The sequence below is a fragment of the Massilia sp. Soil_C_3 genome (genome assembly GCF_057657035.1).
This window is the reverse complement of record NZ_JBDGJG010000003.1, coordinates 224,061-243,854: the sequence shown is the minus strand read 5'-3', so window position 1 is coordinate 243,854 and position 19,794 is coordinate 224,061. Positions and strand designations below refer to the sequence as shown.

The window sequence follows — 19,794 nt, the reverse complement described above, 5'->3', positions numbered from 1 at the left end:
GGAACCCAAGTGCTGCGTGCGTTACGGCGATGCGGGCTAACTTGGGTTTCCGCCTGCGCGGGAACGACGGGCTGGGGGCGCGGGCCGTATGCTCGCGGCACGTCAACATCATTGCTGCGCTCCCTGGGCCGGACGACCACCGCCCTGGCCCTGGCCCTGGCGCGCGCCTTGTCCCTGACCACGCGCACCGGCCGGACGTTCACCCGGCAACACCACGCTGGCGCCATCGCGCAGGCGGTCGGCGCCTTCGGTGATCACCTGCTCGCCCACCTTCAGGCCGCTGGCGATCTGCACCTTGTCGACGGTCGCCTGGCCGCGCTTGACGGTGCGCAGCGCCACGGTGCGCGCTTGCGGGTCGAGCACGTAGACGAAGTCGCCGTTGGCGCCGTGGCGCAGCGCCGTCACCGGCACCACCACCGCGTCCTTCAAGGTATTGACGGTCAGGCGCAGGTTGACGAACTGGCTGGGGAACAGCTTGTTGTCGCTATTGGCGAAGCGGGCCTTGGCGCGCACGGTGCCGGTCTGGGTGTCGACCTGGTTGTCGAGCGCGATGAAGCTGCCGCTGGCCAGCGCCTCGGTGCGGGTGCGGTCGAGCGCAGTGGCCGGCAGCTTGGTCTCTTGCGCGATACGCCCCTGCAGCGCCGGCAGGTGGTCTTGCGGCACGGCAAATTCGACGTCGATCGGCGACAGCTGGGTGATGACGGCGATGCCGGCCGCGTCGCCGCTGCCCACCAGGTTGCCCACGTCCACCGTGCGCAGGCCGACCCGGCCGCCGATCGGCGCACGCACCGTCGCATAATCCAGGTTCAGTTGGGCCGTGCCCTCGGCCGCCCTGTTCGTCATGCCGGTGCCTTCGAGCTGCTTGACCAGCGCGGCCTGGGTATCGACCTCCTGGCGCGCGATCGAATCCTGCTCGAGCAGGGTGCGGTAGCGCGACAGCATCAGGCGCGCGCTTTCGAGCTGCGCTTCGTCGCGCTGGCGCTGGCCGCGCGCCTGCAGCAAGGCCATCTCGAACGGGCGCGGGTCGATCGTGGCCAGCACCTGGCCCTGCTTGACCAGCTGGCCCTCGGTGAAGTGGATCTTCTGGACCACGCCCGACACTTGCGGACGCACGGTGACGGTGGCCGCGGCGACCACGGTGCCGAGCGCCTCCAGCGTCACCGGGATGTCGGCCTGCTCGGCGCGCGCGACGCCGACCGTGGTGGCCGGGCCGCCCCGTCCACCCGGACCGCGCGCGCCGCCCGGCCCACCTGGGCCGCCGGCCGCCATCCCCGGTCCACCCGCACCACCGGGGCCGCCCGCCGGCTGGTGGGTGAGCCACCAGGCGAGGCCGCCCAGCGCCACCATCGACAGCACGGCGATCACGCCGCCGATGAGGCGGGCGCGCCGGGTGCGGGCGGGACGGTCGGTGGTTGAATGGGGCGGGAGATGCTGGTCCATGCTTGTCCTTGTTCTATATAGTTTTGCTACTTGCAATACGGGTCACAATGACTTTAGCATGGTCGTTTCACTCACAATGTTTCGTAACGTACATTGCTCTACCGTAGATTCAAAGCCTGCGCGCCTGCCTTAACGCCGATTTACACAGTTCGCCCCTATTTAGGCGACGTAAACGAAAAACGGGCGCGAGATTCCGCTCGCGCCCGCTGCAACACTGTATTAATCAGTTACAAACTACTTACATCAGCGATCACCAGTTGCCGCAGAAGCAATGGGCCACCGCCGCGAACGGCTTGCGCTCCTGCGTCAGTTCGGACAGGAAGGCCATGTCTTCCGCCACCTGGCCGACCGGGCCGGCCGGAATCGCCTGCTCGACCAGGCCCAGCTTGACCTGGATCGTCATCGCCTGCGCCGCCGAGGCGCCGGCCATCTGCAGGAAGCGCTCCACGCGCGTGACCGGACGCTCGACGTAGACCACGCGGTAATCCTTGGCCAGCTTGGCGCGGCCGGCGGCCGAGGCCAGGGCGTCGTTATAGCTGCCCAGGCGGTCGACCAGGCCGCGCTCCTTGGCCTGGGCGCCGGTCCAGACGCGGCCCTGCCCCACTTCGTCGATCTTCGCCTGGGTGGTCTTGCGCGCCGCCGCCGCCTTGCTGGTGAAGTCGGCATACACATTGTTGATGCTTTGCTGGACCAGCTTCTGGAAGCGCGGGTCGAGTGGACGCAGCGGATTGTAGGCATCGGCCAGCCAGGTGGTGGTCACGCCGTCGGTGCGCACGCCCAGCTTGTCGGCCACCTTGTCGGCGGTCGGCAGCAGCGCGAACACGCCGATCGAACCGGTGATGGTGGCCGGGTCGGCGATGACTTCGTCGGACGCCATCGAGATCCAGTAGCCGCCCGACGCCGCCACGCTGCCCATCGACACCACCACCGGCTTGCCGGCTGCGCGCGTCAGTTCCAGCTCGCGCCGGATCAACTCGGAACCATAGGCGCTGCCGCCGGGTGAATCGACGCGCAGCACCAGGGCCTTGATCGAATCGTCCTCGCGCGCCTGGCGAATGAGGTTGGCCGTGGCGCGGCCGCCGATCACGCCGGGACCGCCCGCGCCGTCGGTGATGGTGCCGGAGGCGACGATCACGCCGACCGCGTCGCCGAAGGCCTTCTGCGGATGGCGCGACAGGTAGTCATAGAAGCTGATCTGGCGGAACGACTTGATGTCTTCTTCGTAGACGCCGCGCTTGGCCATCAGCGCGCGCAACTCGTCGCGGGTCTTGAGGCCGTCGACCAGCTTGGCCTGCAGGGCGACCTTGGCGGCGCTGCCGCCGGCCGCTTCCATCCGCTCGGGCAGCGTGTCGATCATGCTGGCCAGCGCCCCGTCGGGCAGCTTGCGGTTCTTTTCGACCAGGCCGGTGTAGCCGGACCACATCGCGTTGTACAGGAAGGCGTCGGCCTCGCGCGCGGCGTCCGACGGGCCGTTGGCGATATACGGCTCGGCCGCGCTCTTATAGGTGCCGACCTTGATCAGGTTGACGGTCACGCCGACCTTGTCGAGCGCGTCGCGGTAGTAGTTGCGGCGTCCGCCGAAGCCTTCGATGAGGACCATGCCCATCGGATGGACGTAGACCTCGTTGGCGTGCGAGGCGACCAGGTAGCGCTTCTGGTCGTACTGGCCGCTCCAGGCCACGACCGTCTTGCCGGCCTTCTTGACGCGGTCCACCGCGGCGCCGAACTCGCGCAGCATGGCCATGCCGCCGCCGTTCATCTCGTCCAGCAGCAGCACCACGCTGGTGATGTTGGGATCGCGCGCGGCATTGTCCATCACCTGGATCACGTCGCGCAGGCGCACGGTGCGCTTGCTGTCGCCGCCCACGTTGTCGAGCACCGTGTCGCGCAAGGTGGTCTCGTACTGCTCGACCAGGTCGCCCTTGACCTCGACCACCAGCGCCGTTTTCTCGGACAGCGGCTTGACGCCGCCGCCGAAGAACATCGCGATGATCAGGATGAGGATCAGCAGGAACAACAGGTTGAAGAAGGTGCGGCGGGTCACGTCGAGCGCGGTCCAGAGGAACACGACGCCGCGCCGCAAGGCATAGAGGGGCTTGAAGGCCATCGAAACTCCAGTCAAGGTCAATGAAACGTAGCGGTCAGGCGACCTGCCCGGCCCCGGCAACGCCAGGAACGCGACGCGAGATCGCATACAAGCCGGCAAACACCAGTATGCCGTTAATCAACAGTAATTCCAGCCCGAGGCGGTAAGCGCCGAGCAGGTAAGCCTGATTGTACTCAAGGATCGCGCACAGGACAGGTGCGCCGATCGTCACCAGCGGGACAAGACTGTCGGTCGGCGTGCGCGCGGTCAGCATGCCGAAGGCGAACAGGCCAAGCAAGGGGCCGTAGGTATACGCCGCCAGCTTGAGGATCACGCCGATCATGCTCGGGTTGTCGGCCGCCTTGAAGCCCAGCACCAGCAGCAGGAACAGGAAGGCGAAACCCAGGTGCACGCGGCGGCGCAGGCTCTCGGCCTGGGCCTGGGTCAGGTCGGTGCGGCGCTTGATGCCGAGCAGGTCGATGCAGGTCGACGAGGTCAGCGCCGTAATCGCCCCGTCGGCACTGGGGAACAGGGCCGAGATCAGCGCGATCAAAAAGATGATTTGCAAGGCCGCCGGCAGGTGGCCAATCACCACCGCCGGGAAGATCTTGTCGCCCGTGGCCGTCACGCCGACCGTCGGCGCATACAGGTACAGCAGGCCGCCCAGGAACACGAAGGACAGCAGCACCACGACCAGCACCGCGGTCAGGGTCAGCATATTCTTTTGCGAATCCTTCAGGGTTTTGACCGAGATGGTCTTCTGCATCATTTCCTGGTCCATGCCGGTCATGGTGATCGTGATCAGCGCGCCGGCGATGATCTGCTTGAGCCAGAAATTGGGGCTGTCGACATCAATCGTGAAGATCGTGGCCAGGCCCTGCGCCTGCATCTGGTTCAGGCTTTCCGGGATCGACATGTTCAGTTCGCCCAGCAGGATCCAGACGCAGGCGAACAGGCCGAACAGCATGCAACTGGTCTGCAGGGTGTCGGTCCAGACGATGGTCTTGACGCCGCCCTGGTAGGTGTAGAGCAGGATCATGCCCAGCACGACCAGGGTGCTGAGCCAGAACGGCACGCCCAGGCTGTCGAGGATGATGGCTTGCAGGATGTTCACCACCAGGTAGAGGCGCGCGGTGGCGCCCAGCAGGCGCGAAATAATGAAAAAGCCCGCGCCGCTCTGGTAGGCGCGGCGGCCCAGGCGGACGTCGAGATAGTGGTAGATCGAGGTCAGCTGCAGGCGGTAGTACAGCGGCAGCAGCACATAGGTCACGGCGATATAGCCGATCACGTAGCCGATCACGATCTGGGCATAGCCGAAGCCGTCGACGCCCACGGCGCCCGGCACGCTGACGAAGGTCACGCCGGACAGGGTGGTGCCGACCATGCCGAAGGCGACCAGCATCCAGTTGCTGCTCTTGTTACCGATGAAGAAGCTGTCGTTGTTGGCGCCTTTCGAAGTGGCCCAGGCGACGCCGAGCAGCAGTGCGAAATACGCGATGAGGATGCAGAAGAGGAGTAGCGGGGACATGGGGTGCCGAGGTTGATGTTTCGCTCAGCAATATACACCTTACGCCACGCCGGCCCAAGGGCCGGCGCCCCGGCTTGCCTTCAGATTTCTTCGCCGCGCACCCGCGTGAAGGGGCCGATGCAGGCCTCGACCGAGGCTTCGGCGCACAGCAGGAACAGCTTGCCGGACGGGTGGAAGCGCACGAAATGGGTGACATTGGCGCCCGGCTTCATGACGTTGCCGGAGCAGTCGGGCTTGCCGTTGTCCTTGGTGACGCGGTCGGTCAGGCGGTAGAAGCCTTCGGGGTCGGGCTCGTTGGGGATCGTGTAGACGCTCTCGGAAATTTCGGCGGCGCTGGTGACCAGCGTGGTGCCGTCGGCGCGGAAGCGGTAGGTTTCGAGACAGTCGGTGTCGGGCACCGCGAGGCGCCAGATGCCGAGGATGGGGTGATCGGACGCCGGGGCATTCTGCGCCAGCGCCGGCATCACGGCGCCCAGGAGGGACAACAGCAACAGGCTGATAATGGCGCGCATGGCAGGCTCCTTGGTCGCAACCGGACGGCGCCTGCACGGGATCGGACAGGCGATGCCATTATTGCATCGCCTGTCGCGGGCAGGCGCACGCGCTACGACTCAGCCCTTCTCGCTACCTGCCTTCGGCTTGGCCGGGCGACGGCTGCGTGGTGCGGCCTTGCGCGCCGGCGCCTTGGCGGCTGGACGAGCGGGATTGTAACGCGCCAGCTTGGCCGCGGCAGCAGCGTCGATCGCCTCGTCCGACTCTTCGCCGTCGTAAAGCTGCGGCTCATCGGGCGTCTCGATCACGGCCGGCGCGGCTGCCTGCTCAGCAGCGACGGCGGCTTCCAGCGCTGCCTGCTCGGCGAGCTTCTTGGCCGATGGTTTGCGTGGGGCGCGGCGGCGCTCTTTCGGTGCCGGCGTCTCGGCCTGCGCCTCCGCTTGCGTGGCGTCCGCCTCGACCGCGAACAGCGTCGGCTGCGATGCCGGCTGCTCGATGGCCTCAAGCTCGGCCTGCTGCTCGACCTGCTGTTCGACTACCTCGTCGACCTGCGTTTCGGTATCGGTGACGACAGGTTCCAGCAGGGCTGGAATCTGCGCCGTTTCGCCACGAGCACCACCCTTGCGGCCACCGCGGCCACGCCCACGGCGGGTGTCGGGCTTGACCTGCTCGTCCGGCGCGCCTTCGACCGGTGCGGCGGCATCGAGCATGTCCTGGACCACAGCCTCAGAGGCCTGGGTGCCATCCTGGATCACGGACTCGACGCCGGCCAGCGTGGCCGGCGCATTCGCGCTGCGGTACACAAAGGTGCCCGACTTCTCGTCGCGGCCGAACTCGAACAGGCCGCGGGTCTGGGCTTCTTCGAGCAGGTTGCCGAAGGTGCGGAAGCCATAATAGGTTTCGGAGAAATCCGGACGGCGGCGCTTGAGCGTATCTTTCAGCAGCGAGGCCCAGATCTTGCCGGTATCGCCGCGCTCGGACACCAGTGCGTCGAAGGTCTCGACCACCATGTCGAGTGCCTGCAGTTTGCGCGTATCGAGTTCTTCCTTGCGCTTGTCGTCGCCCGCGTTCGCATTCGAGCGGCGCGACTGCGGCTGGGCCTTGCGCTCGTCGCGCTTGGCCGCGGTGCGGCGCTGTTCGCGCACCAGGTCGTCGTAGAAGATGAATTCGTCGCAGTTGGCCACCAAGAGGTCGGAGGTCGATTGCTTGACGCCCACGCCGATCACCTGCTTGTTGTTCTCGCGCAGCTTGGAGACCAGCGGCGAAAAGTCGGAATCGCCGCTGATGATGACGAAGGTATTGACGTGCGACTTGGTGTAGCACAGGTCGAGGGCGTCGACCACCAGGCGGATGTCGGCCGAATTCTTGCCCGACTGGCGCACATGCGGGATCTCGATCAGCTCGAAGTTCGCCTCATGCATCGGCGCCTTGAAGGCCTTGTAGCGGTCCCAGTCGCAGTACGACTTCTTGACCACGATGCTGCCCTTGAGCAGCAGGCGTTCCAGCACCGGCCGGATGTCGAATTTCTCGTAGTTGGCGTCGCGCACGCCCAGTGCGACGTTTTCGAAGTCGCAGAACACCGCCATGCTGATGTTGTCGGAAGAAGATGCCATGAGTTGTTGTTTTCTGGTGATAAGTGGACAAGCTAACGGGGATTATACGCAACCGCAAGGGCTTTTCGCCGTCCCGCTCGCCCGTACACGCGCGCATCGACGCGCCGCCGCTTCCATGCCGGCATCCGGCGGCGTTTCGGCATGTCGATTTCGGCGAAGGCGCGGGTAATCACCAAGCGCGCACACAAGGATTATGACCGATTCAATTGTCCGTTTAACACACCCGCTTCTGCCCTATAATTCCGGCTCCTTCAACCGGTTTTCGGGCGACGATGCTCTCTGCTACCCTGTTCGAGTCGGCCTTCAACAGCTCGCCCTTCGGGCATTACCTGCTGTCGCCCACGCCTGACGCGATCATCCTTGCCGTCAACGATGCCTTTCTCAAGGCCTCATCGCGCACCCGCGAGGAACTGGTCGGGGTCAGCCTGTTCGAGGCCTTTCCCGGCAACCCGGACGATCCGGACGATACCGGCGAAGCGGACCTGCGCGCCTCGCTCGACAAGGTGCGCGCGACGGGCCTGCCCGACACCTTGCCGGCGATGCGCTATCCGATTCCGGTGGTGCTGCCCAATGGCCAGACGGTGTTCGAGGAACGATTCTGGACCTCGACCAGCACGCCGATCTTCGGCCCGGGCGGCGAGCTGGCCTGCATCTCGCACAGTAACAGCGACGTCACCGCCCAGGTGCGCTCCGAGGTCGCCGTGCGCGAAAGCGAGAAGCGCTTTCGCGCGCTGACCAATGCGACGGCCGAAGTCATCTATCGCATGAACCCCGACTGGACCAAGCTGTATTACCTCGAAGGCCGTGGCTTCATCAAGGACACGGCCGACACCAACCCCTACTGGCTGGAAGATTATATTCCGCTGGAGGACCAGGAACTCCTGCATCGGGAAATCGCGCGCGCCATCCGCGATCGCTCCGTGTTCGAGCTCGAGCACCGGGTGCGGCGCGCCGACGGCAGCAGCGGCTGGGCCCTGTCGCGCGCGGTGCCGATGTTCGACGCCGCCGGCGAAGTCTACGAATGGATCGGGGCCGCCAGCGACATCACCGAGCGCAGGGCGGCGGAAGAAAAGCTGCGCGAGGCCGACCGTCGCAAGGATGAATTCCTGGCCATGCTGGCGCACGAGCTGAGAAATCCCCTGGCGCCGATCGGGGCCGCGGCCGAGCTGCTGCAGCGCATGAAGCTGGACGAGACGATCATCCGGCGCACCAGCCAGATCATCGGCCGCCAGGTGGGTCACATGACGGGGCTGATCGACGACTTGCTGGACGTCTCGCGCGTCACGCGCGGCCTGGTCGAGCTCGATACCGAGCAGCTCGATGTCGGCGCCGTGCTGCAAGAGGCGATCGAACAGGTCATGCCGCTGATCCAGGCGCGCCGCCACCACCTCACGCTACGCCCGCCGCCGGCGGGCACGCTGGTCGCGGGCGACCGCAAGCGCCTGGTGCAGGTGGTCGCCAACCTGCTCAACAACGCCGCCAAGTACACGCCGGAAGACGGACGCCTCGAAGTCGCATCGATCGTCGACGCCGAGCGGCGCCTGTGCATCGACGTGCGCGACAACGGCATCGGCATGGCGCCCGAACTGGCGGCGCGCGCCTTCGAGCTGTTCGCCCAGGCCGAACGCTCGTCCGACCGCTCCTCGGGCGGCCTGGGGCTGGGCCTGGCGCTGGTGAAAAGCCTCGTCGAGCTGCATGGCGGAGCGGTCTCCTGCGACAGCGCCGGAACGGGACGCGGCAGCCGCTTCTCGGTCTGCCTGCCGCTGCTGGAGCAGCAGTCCGCCAATGCCGCGCCGCCCTGCGCGGAACTACCCAGCCGTGCGCAGCCGGGATCGCTGCGCGTGATGGTCGTGGACGACAACGTCGACGCGGCCGTTACCCTGTCGATGCTGCTGGAAGCGGGCGGCCACCAGGTCGCGGTCGAGCACGACGCGCTGCGCGCACTGGACTGCGCGCGCCAGTTCAGGCCCCAGGCCTGCCTGCTGGACATCGGCCTGCCCGGGATCGACGGGCTGGAGCTCGCGCGCCGCCTGCGCGCGCTGCCGGAAACGGCGGAGGCGATGCTGGTCGCGGTTACCGGCTATGGCCAGGCGCGCGACCGCGACCAGATCCTCGCGGCCGGCTTCGACCATCACCTGGTCAAGCCGATCGATACCGGGCGGCTGTACGCGCTGCTCGGCACCTGCTGTCACACGGCAGCCTAACGGGCCGGCGCAGCCTGGCGCGACGCGCTTTGCACGAAGCGCGCCAGATCCTGTGCGAAGCGTTGCGGTTCTTCGGCGAACGGGGCGTGCCCCGACTCCGCATAGACCGACTGCGCCAGGCGCGGATTGAGCTGACGCGCCCTTGCCATCGCCGGCGCCGCATGGATCAACGCGTCGCGCGCGCCGTACAGCAGCAGGACTGGCGCCCGCGCGGCCGCCAATCCGCGCAACGACACATCCATCGAATGCACCGCGGCCTGCATGTCCCAGGAGGCCATGGCGGCGGCGCCCAGCAGGCGCTCGAACCTGGCCTGGTCCGGCCGGGTGTGGAAGCACAGGGCCAGGAAGGCGCGCTGGGCGGCGAGGCGCGTGCCCAGGTCGGACGCATTCAGGTCGCGATACACCTCGGGATGCGCGACGATCTGCCGCGCATCCGCCAATTCGACGACGCCGTTGACATAGACCGCGCCGCCGATCGCGGCGTCGCCATATGCGGCCAGGTAGTTCGAGATCACCGCCGCACCCAGCGACCACCCGACCAGCACGGGCTTGCCCGCCTTCGTGGCCGCGATCACGGCCGCCAGGTCGTCGGCCCAGCGCCGTCCCTCGCGGTAGGCCGCCGGTCCGCCCGGCTTGCCGGACAGGCCATGGCCGCGCAAGTCGTAGCTGATCAGGCGGTAGCCCTGCAGCGCCGGGCTGGCGCGCTGGGCGTCCCAGTTCAGGTGGCTGCCCAGCAGGCCGTGGATGAACAGGATGGCGGGGCCGTCCGGGTTGCCGGATTCCTGCACCGCCAGGGTCACGCCGTCGGGCGCGGTGACGGTGGTGTGCCGGGTCTTGGCCTGCGCCAGCGAACAGGCGGCGAGCAGGATCGCGGCCAGCAAGACGATGCGGGCGCGCGCCCGCAGGAATGGATGAGTCAAGTTCATGGTGTGCTCCAGGGGGGATGAAGTGCTATCCTGAAGCCTGACATTAATGTGAGGGTCAAGCGCAAATCGCATGCAATCCGATTCTTCCCTTGCGGCGCTGGCAATCGGCGAGCTGGCGCGCCAGACCGGCGCCAGCGTGCGCTCGCTGCGCCACTACGACCAACAGGGCCTGCTCGACGCGCGCCGCGCCGCCAACGGCTACCGCGTGTTTCCGCCGGCCGCCGTCACCCGGGTACGCCAGATCCAGCGCCTGATCGCGGCCGGCTTCAGCCTGGCCGAGATCCGGAGCTTCCCCAACTGCATGCTGGCGGTCGAGGGCGCCGCCATGTGCGCCGAGACGGCGCCGGCCCAGCACAAGCTGCTGGCTACCATCGAAGCCGAGATGGGCGAACTCGAACGGCGGCGCGCGCGCCTGCGCGCCATGCTGGCCGGAACCGCCAACGACTGAAGTCTTCCACGATCGGCGCCGGGCGGCGATAATGCCGCCAACCTTTTCCGGCATCGATACCATGCAAGCACACAAAGCCCATTACCTGCAGCTGCGCCCCCACGACGCCCTGCCCGACCTGACGCACCTGGCGCCATTCATGGCCGTGGTCGTGATCGACGACGACAGCGACGAGATGTGGCGCTGGGACGTCGCGCGCTGGCTGGTCGATTCCGGCTGCCGCTACATGCTGGCCTGGGGCAAGGAGTGCGCGAGCTGGAACGAGGCGGTCGAGGATGCCGCCCTGGAAGCGTTCGACTACGAGGACGTCGCGCCGGAACAGACCGTGCTGACGACGGCGCACGAGGATGACGACCTGGACGAAGTGTTCTGGTTCGCCCGCCACCGCGCCAGCCATCCGGCGCTGCGCTTTTCCACCGCGGTGATCCTGCACGTGGCCATGCGCGGCCGGCCAGACGAATTGCTGGCGCAGTTCGCCGACGCCTGAACCGCCGTTCCGCGCGAACTTACACGCGCGCCAGCGTCTCCGGATCGGCCTCGCCGTCGAAATACTTGTCGATGCAGGCCTGGAACACGGCCTCGTCCGGCGCCACGTCGGCGAACAGGGTCATCGACGAGCGGAATTTCAGCTCGTCCGGGTAGCCGAAGATCTCGTGCGCCGACGGCCCGTCGAGCGCGGCGACGATACCGGCGCATTCGCGCAGGCGCCGGCCCAGCACCGGATGGGCCAGGTAGGCGGCCGCCTCGTCCTCGGAGCCGATGGCAAAGCGCTGCGCCATCTCGCTGCTGCCCAGCCCCTTGAACTGCGGAAATACAAACCACATCCAGTGGCTACGCTTGTGCCCGGCCCGCAATTCGGCCACCACTCTGGCGTAGACCGGCTCCTGCGCCTCGACGAAGCGCGCCAGGTTGAAATCATCCATGACATTTCCCTCCCCTTGTCATCGAAATGCTACAACGCCGTCGTTGTTTGCTAAAGTGCCGCACGATGAACGCCGAACACCTCTCCCTCCTCCTCATCCGCGAAATGCCCTACGGGAAATATAAAGGCCGCAAGCTGGCCGACCTGCCGGGCCACTACCTGGGCTGGTTCGCGCGAGAAGGTTTTCCGCGCGGTGAGCTGGGCCAGTTGCTGGCCCTGATGTACGAACTCGACCACAATGATTTGCGCGGCCTGCTCGATCCGCTGCGTGGGCCACACACTAGGTGATTCCCTCTAGCAATACACGCGCCAAAATCCTGCTGGGCATCGGTATAATCGAACATTCAACGAAGAATCCACCATGCTCAACGAACACGCTCCCGCGCCCCTGGTACTGGTGGTCGAGGATGACGACCACATCGCCCAGGTATTGCGCTTCATGCTCGAACGCCAGGGCTACCGCGTCACGCACCTGGCCGACGGCCGCGCCGCGAGCGAGTACGTCGCCGCCAGTCCCGAGATCCCCGACCTGGTGCTGCTGGACGTGATGCTGCCCCATCTCGACGGCTTCGAGATCGTCGCCCTGGCCCGCGCGCGCGCCGCGTGGGCGGCGGTGCCGATCCTGATGCTGACCGCCAAGAACACCGAGCGCGACACCGTGCGCGCGCTCGACGCCGGCGCCACCGACTTCGTCAGCAAGCCCTTCCAGCCGAACGAATTGCTGGCGCGCGTGCGGCGCCTGCTGCTGCCGGCCGCCTGAGCCTATCCGAAACGGGCGCTGCGAATCGCCCTGCTCGCTTACACTCGAGGCATGTCGCGCACTATTCTCCTGCTTCCGCTTCTACTGTCATCGCTGTCCTTGCCGGCCCAGGCAGCCACCTTGCTGCTGTGTCCCGGCGCCCCGCTCGCCTCGCCCGGCGCCGTGACCGAGGACCACACCACCGCCATGGGCACGCGCATGCGCGCCATCGTCACCGAAGCGCCGGGCAAGCCCGATCCCGGTTGCCGCGCCGTGCCGCTCAGGGTGGCCGCCAGTGGCGTCCAGGCCCTGCACCTTTTGCCACGGGACGCGGCGCCCGGCGACACGATCCTGCTGCGCGGCGAACAACGGGACAAGGAATTCACCGTCACCGGCCACACGCTGGGCGCGGAGGAGCCGCCGCCAGCGCCTCAGCCGGGCCTGGCCACGCAAGACCCCGAGGACGCGGCCGAGGTGCGCCGGCGCGCGCCGCGCGCCACCTGGGCCTGGAGCCCGAACGCCTGGCGCGAACGCGCTGACGCCATGCTCGACTGGGCCGTCCGCCAGGGCATGGGAGAGTTGTTCATCAATGTGCCGGTGCGCGCCGGCCAGGTCGCCGAGCCGCAGGCATTGGCGGCCTTCGTGCGCCAGGCGGACAGCCGCGGCATCGCGGTAACCGCCTTCGAGGACGGCCCCGACCTGATCCTGCCGACCGCGCGCGCCGACGCCGTCGGCCGCATGCGCGCGTACGCCGCCTACAACGCACAGGCGGACGCAAAAGTTCGCCTGAAGGGCGTCCAGTTCGACGTCCAGCCCCAGTTGCTCGATCCGGACAAGCTGCCGGAAGCGGCGCGCGAAGGCCACTACCTCGACCTGCTTGCCGCGCTGCGCAAGGCCGCCGGCAAGATGCGGCTCGAGGCCGTGGCGCCGGCCGCCTGGAGCAGCGAGGAGGCGCTACTGCGCGGCCTGGCGCGCCATGTGGACGCGCTGACCGTGCGTAACTACCGCACCGACCCCGAAGAGATACGTAGTCATGCGGCGCCCTTCCTGGACTGGGGCGTCAGGCAAGGCAAGCGGGTGCGCATCGCGCTCGAGGCCGGACCGGCCGGCACCGGCGTGGAGCGCCACTACCGGCGCGTGGGACCGGGCGACAAGGGCGACCTGCTGATGTTCGACCTGGGCGGGCAAAAGGTGCTGGTGCTGCTGAAGGTGCCCGCGGCCCAGGACGAGGCGCAAGTCTATGCACTGGCCGACCGGCGCGGCATCGCCGGCTCGGCCACCACCTTCCACTTCGACAAGCCCGCGTTGATGCGCCTGCTGCCGCAGCTGGAACAGTCCTTTGGCGCGTGGAAGAGCTTTGGCGGGATGGCGGTGCACGAGCTGCGCTGAATGGTCGCTGCTGACCTAACTGTTCGACAGGTCAAATCGGGGTCAGGTCTGACATTCAAATCGGGGTCAGGTCTGACATTTGGACACGACCTGAACTGTGCTACCGAGGACCATTGCAGAGGCCGTGTCCGAATGTCAGACCTGACCCCGCTTTGTGACCTGACCCCGCTTTGTGACCCAGGCAAATCCTTCCACAATCGCGTGCGCGGCCATCCGACAAGCGTCGCGGCCGCATAGGATCACCCCAGCGGTAGCTCCACCGTAAACCGCGTCCCCATCCCGGCCCGGGTCTCGAATCCGATCGTGCCGCCGTGCTCCTCGATGATCGCCTTGCTGATGCTCAGCCCCAGCCCGGTGCCGCCGCGCTGGCGCGTGTCGTGGCCGTCGGCCTGGGCGAAGCGCTCGAACACGCGCGCCTGGAACGCGGGCGGGATGCCTGGTCCCTCGTCGGTCACGCTCAGGCGCGCCCAGCCCGGCCGCTGCGCCAGGCCCACCGTCACTGTCTTGCCGGACGGCGTGAACTTGACCGCGTTCGACAGCAGGTTGCTCAGCACCTGCACCAGGCGGTCGTGGTCGATCGCGGCCTGTACCCCTTCGGCGCCCGGCGGCAGGTCGAGGCGCAGCGCGACGCCGGCCTGGCGCGCCTGGCCCTCCATCGCCTCGGCCGCGTGCCGCAGCACCGGCGCCAGCGGCTGCACGCTGCGCCGGTATTCCATCTGGCCCGCCTCGATCTTCTGGATGTCGAGCAGGTCGTTCACCATCCGCATCAGGCGCTCGCAGCTCTGGCTGGCGATGCGGATCAGCTTGGCCACGTCCGGCGACAATTCGCCGGCCATGCCGGTGTCGAGCAGCGACAGCGAGGCGTGGACCGAGGTGAGCGGCGTGCGCAGCTCGTGCGAGACGGTGGACACGAATTCGCTCTTCATGCGGTCGACCTTCTTGCGCTCGGAGATATCGTGCAGGAAGATGCTGAAGAAGGCGTCGGCGCCCTCGCCCGCCAGCGCCACTGTGGTCTCGACCGTGAATTCCGTGCCCTGGCGGTTGACCACGATCCGTTCCAGGCGCCGGTCATACGCAAACTCGCCGCCCTGGTGGAAGCCCCGCAGCGCCTTGGCGATGCTGGCGCGGTAGCGCTCCGGCAGGATCATCTCGGCCAGTGGCCAGCCCACCGCGTCGTGACGGCTCCAGCCGAACATGCGTTCGGCGGCCGGATTCCAGTCGAGGATCATGCCGCGCTGGTCGGCCGCGATGAAGGCGTCCTGCGCCGCCCCGACGATGGTGGCCATGCGCTGCTCGCTGGCGCGCACCGAGGCCAGCGCGCGCTCCAGTTCCAGCGTACGCTGCTCGACCCGCTGTTCGAGCGTGTCGTTCAGCGTCTGCAGTTCGGCGCGCCGGTCCACCAGCGCCGTCACCAGCGCATTGAGCGCACCCGACAGCTGGCGCACCTCGGTATAGCCGCGCCGCGCCGGCACCAGCTCCTGGCTGTCGCCGCGGCGCAGGCGGTCGGCCGACGCGGCCAGGGCCTGCAGGGGACGCGTGATGCGGCGCGCCAGCAGCAGGCCGGCCAGCGAGAACAGCAGCGCCAGCGCGGCGCCGCTCCATAGCGCGCGTGCGCGCAGCTCGCGCACCGGGCGGTAGGCGTCCTCGAGGTCCTGGCGCACCAGCACGTGCCAGCCCAGGCCCGGATAGTCGCCCACCGCCCGCGTGGCGGCGTAGCCGACCAGGTAGTCGCGCCCGTCCTGCCAGCGCTCGGCCGCATAGCCGGTGCGGCCCTGGCGCGCCTGGCCCAGGCTGGCCAGGTCGACTTTCGTGTCTTGCAGGCCTTCGGGCCCCAGCAGCACCACGCCCTCGGCGCTGACGATCAGGGCCTGCACCCGGTTGCGCGCCTGCACCGGCGCGATGATCGAACGCTCGACGTCGCGCGCCCACTCCCACGACAGGTGGGTGCCCAGCACCCCGGCCGGCTTGCCGTCCGCATCCAGCCAGGGAAAGGCGACGTCGACAAAGCGGCGCGGCTCACCTTCCTGCACCGGCAGCAGCTTGGCCAGCAGCACCGCCTCGTGCACGTCGCCGACGTAGGTGCCCGCGAGGGCGTTGATGAACCACGGCCGCTTGGCCACGTTCTTCCCTTCCAGCAGGCCGCGCGCCTCGGCCAGCACCGTGCCGTCGAGGGCCGCCATGCCGATCCATTCGTAGTAGCCGTAGGTCGACTGCATGTCGCCCAGCATGCGGCGCCGTTCGGCGTGCGAGGTGCCGGGGGCCACCAGGTCGCCGCGGCGCGCCATCAGCCGCACTTCGCGATAGCGCTCGTACATGCCGCGATCGAGCTTGTCGGCGGTCTGCATCGCCATCTCGCCCAGCCCGGCGCCGATGGTGCTCTTGACCTGGGCCGTCGCGAAGCGCTCGACCACCTCGACCAGCAGCAGGGTCAGGACCACGGTCAGCAGCGAGAACGCCAGCGCCAGCCAGGCGCCGAGGCCACGCGGGGTCAGGCTGGAGGGGAAGCGAGGGAGATTTGGCATGCGGCACCTGAAATTATTTTTTTGCCAGCGTATCACGGGCATCCCGCCCCCCGGCAAGAGGAGACTTGGTCAATCGCGCGTCACGACCGGATTCCATCCAGCGTGCATGAAAAGTGTTGGTCCTCCTTACGGCAGAGGGTCCGGCGGCTTGGACCGAAAAGCGGGGGATTCCACACGGCCATGCCCGATTTCCGGTAAACTTGACGGCTATAAGTACATCGATTGGAAACACCGTCATGCAAGCCACCGCCGCCGCCGCACTCACCCCGCCTTCCCTGCTGGACTATGCCACCTCGTGCGCGCTGCCGACGCCGTGGGCCCAGTTCACGCTGCACGCCTGGGTCGAACCGGCCACCGGCAAGGAACACCTGGCGATGGCCCTGGGCGACCTGTCGACCGGCGAGCCGGTGCTGGCGCGGGTGCACTCCGAATGCCTCACCGGCGACGTGATGTTCTCGCAGCGTTGCGACTGCGGCGCCCAGCTCGAAGGCGCGCTGCGGCGCATCGCCGAGGAAGGCCGCGGCATCCTGCTCTACCTGCGTCAGGAAGGCCGCGGCATCGGCCTGGTCAACAAGATCCGCGCCTACCGCCTGCAGGAAGCCGGCGCCGACACGGTCGAGGCCAATCTGCAACTGGGCTTTCATGCCGATGCCCGCAACTACGAGCTGTGCCGGCCGATGCTGGAGCAGTTCGGCATCAAGTCGGTGCGCCTGATGACCAACAACCCGCGCAAGATCGACGCCCTGAACCGCATCGGCATCGCGGTCGCCGAGCGCGTGCCGCTGCTGGTCAACCGCAATGCCTACAACAACAGCTACCTGAACACCAAGCAGGCCAAGCTGGGCCATATGATGGCGCCGCTGACCGCCGTCGAGCAGGGTGAACAGCCCTCATAATTGCCCCCGAACGTGCGCTAACGCGCGCAACGCTCGTTGATCCGGTGGCAAGATAGCATCTCATACTGCCATCAAACTATTGCATGAAACGAGCTGTCCTGGCACTCCTGCTGACCTGCACCGCCATCGGCGTCGCCCTCGAGGCGACGTCGCCGCCGGCCGCTGCCCAGCCCCAGCCGCAGAACCTGACGCCACCCGCTCCGCGCGCGGCCCAGAACACGGCCGGCGCCGGGGTCGACGTCGGCGCGCCCCAGATGCCGGTCGATACCGCGCCCGCGGCCACGCCGAACGCGCCGCTGCCGGGTGAGACCGAGGCCCAGGACGCCCTGCCCGAACCGTCGCTGGCGGCCCAGGACCTGTACGACTCCGCGCGCGGCGACCTGCTGCAGATCCGCATGCTGCTCAAGAACGGCCGCACCCAGTCGACGGTCGGCTCGGGCTTCCTGGTCGGCACCAGCAACCTGGCGCTGACCAATTACCACGTGGTGTCGCAGATGGCGCTCGACCCCGCCATCTATACGGCCGAATACATCGATACCGACGGCAATACCGGCCCGGTCGAGCTGATGGCGGTCGACGTGCTGCACGACCTGGCCGTGGTGCGCATCAACCGCAACGGCAGCGGCTTCTTCAAGGTGCCCGAGCAGCCGGTGCGGCTGCGCCAGGGGCAGCGCCTGTACTCGCTCGGCAATCCACTCGACCTGGGCTTTGCGATCTCGGAAGGCGCGTATAACGGCGTGCTCACGCGCAGCTTCTACGACCGCCTGATCTTTTCCGGCCCGATCAACTCGGGCATGAGCGGCGGGCCGAGCGTGACCGCCAGCGGCACCGTGGCCGGCATCAACGTCTCGCGCCGGCGCGACGGCGAGTCGGTCAGCTTCCTGGTGCCGGTCAAGCACGCGCAGGAGCTGCTGCGCAAGGTGGCCGAGCAGGCCGCCCCGCCGGCCGACTTCAATCCGCTGATCGGAAAGCAGCTGCTGGCGCACCAGGGCAGCATGGTCGACAAGCTGCTCGAGGAACCCCTCACGCTCAAGGGCATGGGCCAGTACCTGGTGCCGGTGCGCGAATCGGGTGAGGTGCGCTGCTGGGGACGGTCGAATGCCCGCGGCGCGGTCTACAGCACCGACTCGATGAGCTGCGTGATGCAGTCGGCGGTGTTCGTGTCGGACGTGCAGCAGACCGGCAACGTGTCCATGACCCACCAGTACATCCGCAGCGGCACCATGGATCCGATGCGCTTCGCGACGCTCGCCAGCGACACCTTCCAGGTCAATAACCTGGGCAGCACGGGCGACCCGCGCCTGACCAAGCCGTTCTGCACCGAGCGCTTCGTGCATACCCGCAGCCTGCCCATGCGCGCCGTCACCTGCGTGCGCGCCTACCGCAAGTTCGAGGGCCTGTACAACTTCACCCTGCTCACGGCCAGCACGGATGCCTCGCAATCGAGCCTGCAGAGCCGCCTGGACGTGTCCGGCGTCTCCTACGAAAACGGCCTGCGCGTCACGCGCGCCTACCTGGGCGCCTTCGGGCGTAGTGGACGGCGATGAGCGAACACACCAGCCAGTCATTGGACACGCCGGCGAGCGCGCCGGCCAGCGCGCCGGTGGGCGAGCCAATGAGCACCGGGTCGCTGCGCGGTCCGTGGACCATCGAGACCCTGGCCCGCAACGGCGAGGTGCTGCATCGCCATCGCGTGGCGGCGCTGCCGATCCGCATGGGCCGCGCCTACGACAACGACTTCATCGTCGACGACGATTATGCGGCCGCCCACCACGCCGTGGTCGAAGCCGGGCCGGACGGACGGCTGCGGCTGCGCGACCTCGGCAGCCGCAACGGCATCGTGCACAAGGCCCGCCGCATCAAGGACGAACTGGCGATCGACGGCGACACCGTGGTGCGCATGGGCCACACCTCGCTGCGCATCCGCGGCGCCGCGCACCGGGTCGCGCCGGAGCTGGTCGACCGCACCATGCACGGCTGGGAAGGCATGCTGCCGGGCGGCGCCGGCATCGTGCTGGCCGTGCTGGTGGCGTTGCTGGTGGCCTGGCTGACCGACGACAGCAACGACCTGGAGCGCTATGCCCTGTTCCCGGCCGCTGCCAGCGGCATCGGCCTGGCGTGGGCCGGCCTGTGGGCCTTCGGCAACCGCCTGTTCGGGCGCCGCGCGCGCCTCGGACGCCACCTGTTCATCTATGGCTGCGCGCTGGCGGCGCTGGTGGGCCTGCGCCTGCTGGCCAGCGTCGTGGCCTATGCCTGGTCGCTCGAGTGGCTGACCGCCTATGCCTCGCACGCGGCGGTGGCGACGGTGGCGGTGGCGGTCTACTTCCACCTCGCCACCGTCACGCCGCAGTACCGGCGCCGCCTGCGCCTGGCCTGCGGCGCGCTGGCGGTGCTGGTGTCGAGCCTGATCCTGGCCGGGAATATGCAGCGCCACGGCCGCACCGCCGACGAGCTGTACATGCCGGTGCTGCTGCCGCCCGAGCTGCGCGCCAGCCCGGACGTGCCGGTGGCCGATTACATCGACCAGGTCGGGGCGATGAAGAAGGACATCGATGCCGAGCGTAGCGGCGGCAACTGACGGCAACCGGG

17 protein-coding genes are annotated in these 19,794 nt (G+C 67.9%); 9 read left to right on the top strand and 8 right to left on the bottom strand.

The genetic code is table 11. The features are described 5' to 3' along the window. Nucleotides 1–108 precede the first annotated feature (108 nt). The 5 genes from AC3A6F_RS06840 to AC3A6F_RS06820 form a co-directional block, all read right to left on the bottom strand. Nucleotides 109–1,440, bottom strand: a complete 1,332-nt coding sequence (locus tag AC3A6F_RS06840; protein WP_487679193.1) for an efflux RND transporter periplasmic adaptor subunit — start codon at nt 1,438–1,440, stop codon at nt 109–111. A gap of 250 nt (nt 1,441–1,690) precedes the next feature. Next, nucleotides 1,691–3,547 carry a signal peptide peptidase SppA gene (gene sppA / locus AC3A6F_RS06835; RefSeq protein ID WP_487679192.1) on the bottom strand — a complete coding sequence of 619 codons (1,857 nt, stop codon included), beginning with the start codon at nt 3,545–3,547 and terminating at the stop codon, nt 1,691–1,693. A 34-nt stretch (nt 3,548–3,581) separates the two neighbouring features. Beyond that, the gene (locus tag AC3A6F_RS06830) at nt 3,582–5,054 is read right to left on the bottom strand and encodes a sodium:solute symporter (RefSeq protein ID WP_487679191.1); all 1,473 of its coding nucleotides are present in this window, start codon (nt 5,052–5,054) and stop codon (nt 3,582–3,584) included. 80 nt (nt 5,055–5,134) lie between these two features. Continuing rightward, nucleotides 5,135–5,566 carry a hypothetical protein gene (locus tag AC3A6F_RS06825; protein WP_487679190.1) on the bottom strand — a complete coding sequence of 144 codons (432 nt, stop codon included), beginning with the start codon at nt 5,564–5,566 and terminating at the stop codon, nt 5,135–5,137. 99 nt (nt 5,567–5,665) lie between these two features. Next, nucleotides 5,666–7,159 carry an NYN domain-containing protein gene (locus AC3A6F_RS06820; protein ID WP_487679189.1) on the bottom strand — a complete coding sequence of 498 codons (1,494 nt, stop codon included), beginning with the start codon at nt 7,157–7,159 and terminating at the stop codon, nt 5,666–5,668. 272 nt (nt 7,160–7,431) lie between these two features. Here AC3A6F_RS06820 and AC3A6F_RS06815 point away from each other — a divergent pair, with 272 nt between their 5' ends. Further along, nucleotides 7,432–9,363: a PAS domain-containing hybrid sensor histidine kinase/response regulator gene (locus tag AC3A6F_RS06815; RefSeq protein ID WP_487679188.1), complete on the top strand. Its 1,932-nt coding sequence runs from the start codon at nt 7,432–7,434 to the stop codon at nt 9,361–9,363. Here the strand turns inward: AC3A6F_RS06815 and AC3A6F_RS06810 are convergent. After that, nucleotides 9,360–10,289 carry an alpha/beta fold hydrolase gene (locus tag AC3A6F_RS06810; RefSeq protein WP_487679187.1) on the bottom strand — a complete coding sequence of 310 codons (930 nt, stop codon included), beginning with the start codon at nt 10,287–10,289 and terminating at the stop codon, nt 9,360–9,362. The genes AC3A6F_RS06815 and AC3A6F_RS06810 overlap by 4 nt on opposite strands. Before the next feature lie 70 nt (nt 10,290–10,359). Between AC3A6F_RS06810 and AC3A6F_RS06805 the strand changes: the two genes are divergently transcribed. After that, nucleotides 10,360–10,737: a MerR family transcriptional regulator gene (locus tag AC3A6F_RS06805; protein WP_487679186.1), complete on the top strand. Its 378-nt coding sequence runs from the start codon at nt 10,360–10,362 to the stop codon at nt 10,735–10,737. A gap of 61 nt (nt 10,738–10,798) precedes the next feature. Beyond that, nucleotides 10,799–11,224 carry a DUF7684 family protein gene (locus AC3A6F_RS06800; RefSeq protein ID WP_487679185.1) on the top strand — a complete coding sequence of 142 codons (426 nt, stop codon included), beginning with the start codon at nt 10,799–10,801 and terminating at the stop codon, nt 11,222–11,224. Between the two features lie 19 nt (nt 11,225–11,243). Here AC3A6F_RS06800 and AC3A6F_RS06795 read toward each other — a convergent pair whose 3' ends face one another. After that, the gene (locus AC3A6F_RS06795) at nt 11,244–11,660 is read right to left on the bottom strand and encodes a DUF1810 domain-containing protein (protein WP_487679184.1); all 417 of its coding nucleotides are present in this window, start codon (nt 11,658–11,660) and stop codon (nt 11,244–11,246) included. Between the two features lie 65 nt (nt 11,661–11,725). Between AC3A6F_RS06795 and AC3A6F_RS06790 the strand changes: the two genes are divergently transcribed. From AC3A6F_RS06790 to AC3A6F_RS06780, 3 genes are all read left to right on the top strand, one after another. Next, entirely contained in the window at nt 11,726–11,947 is a 222-nt protein-coding gene (locus tag AC3A6F_RS06790; protein WP_487679183.1) for a DUF3820 family protein, read from the top strand. Between the two features lie 73 nt (nt 11,948–12,020). Continuing rightward, the gene (locus AC3A6F_RS06785) at nt 12,021–12,419 is read left to right on the top strand and encodes a response regulator transcription factor (protein WP_487679182.1); all 399 of its coding nucleotides are present in this window, start codon (nt 12,021–12,023) and stop codon (nt 12,417–12,419) included. 51 nt (nt 12,420–12,470) lie between these two features. Continuing rightward, complete coding sequence (locus AC3A6F_RS06780) at nt 12,471–13,787, top strand: hypothetical protein (protein WP_487679181.1); 1,317 nt, start codon at nt 12,471–12,473, stop codon at nt 13,785–13,787. A 239-nt stretch (nt 13,788–14,026) separates the two neighbouring features. Here AC3A6F_RS06780 and AC3A6F_RS06775 read toward each other — a convergent pair whose 3' ends face one another. Then, nucleotides 14,027–16,309, bottom strand: coding sequence for an ATP-binding protein (locus tag AC3A6F_RS06775; protein ID WP_487679180.1), 2,283 nt, complete (start codon nt 16,307–16,309; stop codon nt 14,027–14,029). A 236-nt stretch (nt 16,310–16,545) separates the two neighbouring features. On the opposite strand from AC3A6F_RS06775, the gene ribA reads away from it, so the two are divergent. The 3 genes from ribA (at nt 16,546) to AC3A6F_RS06760 (ending at nt 19,783) form a co-directional block, all read left to right on the top strand. Then, entirely contained in the window at nt 16,546–17,205 is a 660-nt protein-coding gene (ribA, locus tag AC3A6F_RS06770; RefSeq protein WP_487679179.1) for a GTP cyclohydrolase II, read from the top strand. Nucleotides 17,206–17,288: 83 nt separating this feature from the next. Continuing rightward, nucleotides 17,289–18,752 carry a S1 family peptidase gene (locus AC3A6F_RS06765; RefSeq protein ID WP_487679178.1) on the top strand — a complete coding sequence of 488 codons (1,464 nt, stop codon included), beginning with the start codon at nt 17,289–17,291 and terminating at the stop codon, nt 18,750–18,752. Continuing rightward, nucleotides 18,749–19,783, top strand: coding sequence for an FHA domain-containing protein (locus AC3A6F_RS06760; protein ID WP_487679177.1), 1,035 nt, complete (start codon nt 18,749–18,751; stop codon nt 19,781–19,783). The genes AC3A6F_RS06765 and AC3A6F_RS06760 overlap by 4 nt, the downstream gene beginning before the upstream one ends. Nucleotides 19,784–19,794 lie beyond the last annotated feature (11 nt).

What these genes read in the sequence shown, in the direction of transcription:
- AC3A6F_RS06840 (WP_487679193.1), bottom strand. Translation starts at nt 1,440, where the DNA reads ATGGACCAGCATCTCCCGCCCCATTCAACCACCGACCGTCCCGCCCGC.
- sppA (WP_487679192.1), bottom strand. Translation starts at nt 3,547, where the DNA reads ATGGCCTTCAAGCCCCTCTATGCCTTGCGGCGCGGCGTCGTGTTCCTC.
- AC3A6F_RS06830 (WP_487679191.1), bottom strand. Translation starts at nt 5,054, where the DNA reads ATGTCCCCGCTACTCCTCTTCTGCATCCTCATCGCGTATTTCGCACTG.
- AC3A6F_RS06825 (WP_487679190.1), bottom strand. Translation starts at nt 5,566, where the DNA reads ATGCGCGCCATTATCAGCCTGTTGCTGTTGTCCCTCCTGGGCGCCGTG.
- AC3A6F_RS06820 (WP_487679189.1), bottom strand. Translation starts at nt 7,159, where the DNA reads ATGGCATCTTCTTCCGACAACATCAGCATGGCGGTGTTCTGCGACTTC.
- AC3A6F_RS06815 (WP_487679188.1), top strand. Translation starts at nt 7,432, where the DNA reads ATGCTCTCTGCTACCCTGTTCGAGTCGGCCTTCAACAGCTCGCCCTTC.
- AC3A6F_RS06810 (WP_487679187.1), bottom strand. Translation starts at nt 10,289, where the DNA reads ATGAACTTGACTCATCCATTCCTGCGGGCGCGCGCCCGCATCGTCTTG.
- AC3A6F_RS06805 (WP_487679186.1), top strand. Translation starts at nt 10,360, where the DNA reads ATGCAATCCGATTCTTCCCTTGCGGCGCTGGCAATCGGCGAGCTGGCG.
- AC3A6F_RS06800 (WP_487679185.1), top strand. Translation starts at nt 10,799, where the DNA reads ATGCAAGCACACAAAGCCCATTACCTGCAGCTGCGCCCCCACGACGCC.
- AC3A6F_RS06795 (WP_487679184.1), bottom strand. Translation starts at nt 11,660, where the DNA reads ATGGATGATTTCAACCTGGCGCGCTTCGTCGAGGCGCAGGAGCCGGTC.
- AC3A6F_RS06790 (WP_487679183.1), top strand. Translation starts at nt 11,726, where the DNA reads ATGAACGCCGAACACCTCTCCCTCCTCCTCATCCGCGAAATGCCCTAC.
- AC3A6F_RS06785 (WP_487679182.1), top strand. Translation starts at nt 12,021, where the DNA reads ATGCTCAACGAACACGCTCCCGCGCCCCTGGTACTGGTGGTCGAGGAT.
- AC3A6F_RS06780 (WP_487679181.1), top strand. Translation starts at nt 12,471, where the DNA reads ATGTCGCGCACTATTCTCCTGCTTCCGCTTCTACTGTCATCGCTGTCC.
- AC3A6F_RS06775 (WP_487679180.1), bottom strand. Translation starts at nt 16,309, where the DNA reads ATGCCAAATCTCCCTCGCTTCCCCTCCAGCCTGACCCCGCGTGGCCTC.
- ribA (WP_487679179.1), top strand. Translation starts at nt 16,546, where the DNA reads ATGCAAGCCACCGCCGCCGCCGCACTCACCCCGCCTTCCCTGCTGGAC.
- AC3A6F_RS06765 (WP_487679178.1), top strand. Translation starts at nt 17,289, where the DNA reads ATGAAACGAGCTGTCCTGGCACTCCTGCTGACCTGCACCGCCATCGGC.
- AC3A6F_RS06760 (WP_487679177.1), top strand. Translation starts at nt 18,749, where the DNA reads ATGAGCGAACACACCAGCCAGTCATTGGACACGCCGGCGAGCGCGCCG.